Annotated in this window: 3 protein-coding genes; all 3 read left to right on the top strand. The window is 69.3% G+C overall.

The features are described from left to right. Nucleotides 1–709: DUF2066 domain-containing protein (locus DBR34_RS24180; protein WP_258224162.1), on the top strand; the 709-nt coding region annotated here is incomplete at its 5' end. Beyond that, on the top strand, nucleotides 706–1,878 hold the full coding sequence (locus DBR34_RS19610; protein ID WP_128098019.1) for an AI-2E family transporter: 1,173 nt from the start codon (nucleotides 706–708) through the stop codon (nucleotides 1,876–1,878). The genes DBR34_RS24180 and DBR34_RS19610, both read left to right, overlap by 4 nt. Beyond that, on the top strand, nucleotides 1,875–2,374 hold a 500-nt coding region (locus DBR34_RS19605; protein ID WP_128098036.1), incomplete at its 3' end, for a DnaA regulatory inactivator Hda. The genes DBR34_RS19610 and DBR34_RS19605, both read left to right, overlap by 4 nt.

Genomic DNA, 2,374 nt, shown 5'->3' with positions numbered 1-2,374 from the left:
GCCCAAGCCGGTGGTCTGGCTGGCCATCGACGATGGCAGCGGCCCGCGACTGGTCAGCGTGCAGCAGGCCAACGCGGCCCGCCCGTTGCTGAACCGGGCCATCGAGCGCGGCTACAAGCTGGGCCTGCCCGGTGGCAGCGCCGCCGAACAGGCACTGGTGGGGGCGATCTGGCGCCAGGACACCGCCGCGGTGGCCCGCGCCTCCTCGCGCTACGCCCCGCCGATGCAGCTGGTGGGCAAGCTATACCGCGCCAACGGCGGCTGGGTGGCCGACTGGGTATTCGTGGACGGTGGCAAGGAACTGAACAAGTGGACCACCAAGGACAGCGATGCCCGCCGTGCCATGGCCAGCGGCGCCGACGGCACCGCCGACGCGCTGGTCCGGCGCTACGCCAAGGCCGGGGCCGCTACCGGCGCGGCCGGCAGCTACACCATCGTGGTGAGCGGGCTGGACAGTGCCGAGGACTACCTGCGCCTGGCCGCCGGCCTGCGTGAGAACCCGGTGGTGCGCACCATCACCCCGCTGCGCGCGTCGGGCAACCGCCTGGAGCTGTCGCTGGAAATGACCACCGGCCTGTCCGGCCTGAACCGCATGCTCGGCGACAACGGCGTGATCGTGCCGCTGGCCCCGCTGCCGGTGCCGGTCGATGGCGATGACGCGCCCGGCACGCCGCCGCCCCCGGCCAGCAACGAGTACCGACTGCGATGATCCTCACTCCCGAAGCCGAGATCGCGCAGTTCCTGCGCCGCCTCAAATACGTACTGGCGGCGCTGGCAGTGGGCTGGGTGATCTGGCTGCTGGGCCCGATCCTCACCCCGTTCGTGCTGGCCCTGGCGCTGGCCTGGCTGGGCGACCCGCTGGTCGACCGGATCGAGGCCACCGGCCGCTCGCGCAATACCGGCGTGGTGCTGGTGTTCGTGGCGATGATCCTGCTGATCACCGCCGCGCTGCTGATCCTGGTGCCGATGATCGAGCGCCAGATCGCCACCTTGGTGGCGGCCATCCCGCAGGCCCAGCAATGGCTGATGCAGACCGGCATTCCGTGGTTCGAGCAGAAGACCGGCCTGGAGATCATGCAGTGGATGGACCCGGACCGGCTGATCGAATGGGTACGCAGCCACTGGCAGCAGGCTGGCGGCTTCGCCAAGACCTTCTTCGGCTACGTGTCGCGCTCGGGCTTCACGATGGTGACCTGGGTGGTCAACATCCTGCTGCTGCCGATCCTGGCGTTCTACTTCCTGCGTGACTGGGACAAGCTGGTGGAGCGGGTGGCGTCGATGATCCCGCGCAACCACATCGGCACCATCACCAAGCTGGCCCGCGAGTCCGACGAGGTGCTGGGCGCGTTCATCCGCGGCCAGTTCCTGGTGATGATCGCGCTGGGCGTGGTGTATGCCGCCGGCCTGTCGCTGGTGGGGCTGAAGCTGGGCCTGTTGATCGGCCTGGTGGCCGGCCTGATCAGCTTCATTCCGTACCTGGGCGCCACCACCGGCATCGTGATGGCCATCGGTGCGGCGCTGGTGCAGGCGCAGGGCTTCGACCTGAAGCTGCTGATCCTGGTGGGCGTGGTGTTCACCGTGGGCCAGCTGCTGGAAAGCTACGTGCTCACCCCGCGCATCGTCGGCGACAAGATCGGCCTGCACCCGGTGGCGGTGATCTTCGCGGTGATGGCCGGTGGCCAGCTGTTCGGCTTCCTGGGCATGCTGCTGGCGTTGCCGGTGGCCGCGGTCAGCAACGTACTGCTGCGCTATGCGCACCAGCGTTACCGCCAGAGCGACCTGTATGCCGGCGAGAAGTCGGCGATCGTGCTGGATTCCTACATCGACAAGCCCACCATCATCGTGGACACCTCGCCGAAGGCGCCTGACCTGCAGTGAGCGTCGTTCCGCAGCTGCCGCTTGCCCTGCGCTACCCGCAGGACGAGCGACTGGAAACCTTCATCGGTGCACCGGACGGTGCGCTGGCGCAGCTGCGTGCGATCGCGGTGGGGGCCGCGCACGACTGGGTGTACCTGGAAGGCGCGGCCGGTACCGGTAAGACCCACCAGGCGCTGGCGATGTGCTCGCTGGCCGAACAGGCCGGCCGCCAGCCGACCTACCTGCCGCTGAAGGCGGTGGTGGGCCGCACCCGCGCCGCGCTGGAGTCGCTGGAAGGGCGCGACCTGGTCGCGCTGGACGGGCTGGATGCAGTGGCCGGGCAGCGCGAGGACGAGGTGGCGCTGTTTGATTTCCACAACCGCGCGCGCAGTGCCGGCATCACCCTGTTGTATACCGCCCAGCACGGCCCGGACCAGCTTGGCCTGGTGCTGCCGGACCTGCGTTCGCGCCTGCAGCAGTGCGTCCGCGTGCAGCTGCAGCCGCTGGATGACGAAGA

This window comes from Stenotrophomonas sp. HMWF003 (assembly GCF_003061285.1).
In the GTDB taxonomy this organism is placed as follows: Bacteria; Pseudomonadota; Gammaproteobacteria; order Xanthomonadales; family Xanthomonadaceae; genus Stenotrophomonas; species Stenotrophomonas maltophilia_AP.
Note: the sequence above shows the minus strand (reverse complement) of the source record. Positions and strands in the feature narration are given on the sequence as shown.

Bases quoted from the DNA above. Each gene is read 5' to 3' on its own strand.
- DBR34_RS19610 (WP_128098019.1), top strand. From the start codon at position 706: ATGATCCTCACTCCCGAAGCCGAGATCGCGCAGTTCCTGCGCCGCCTC.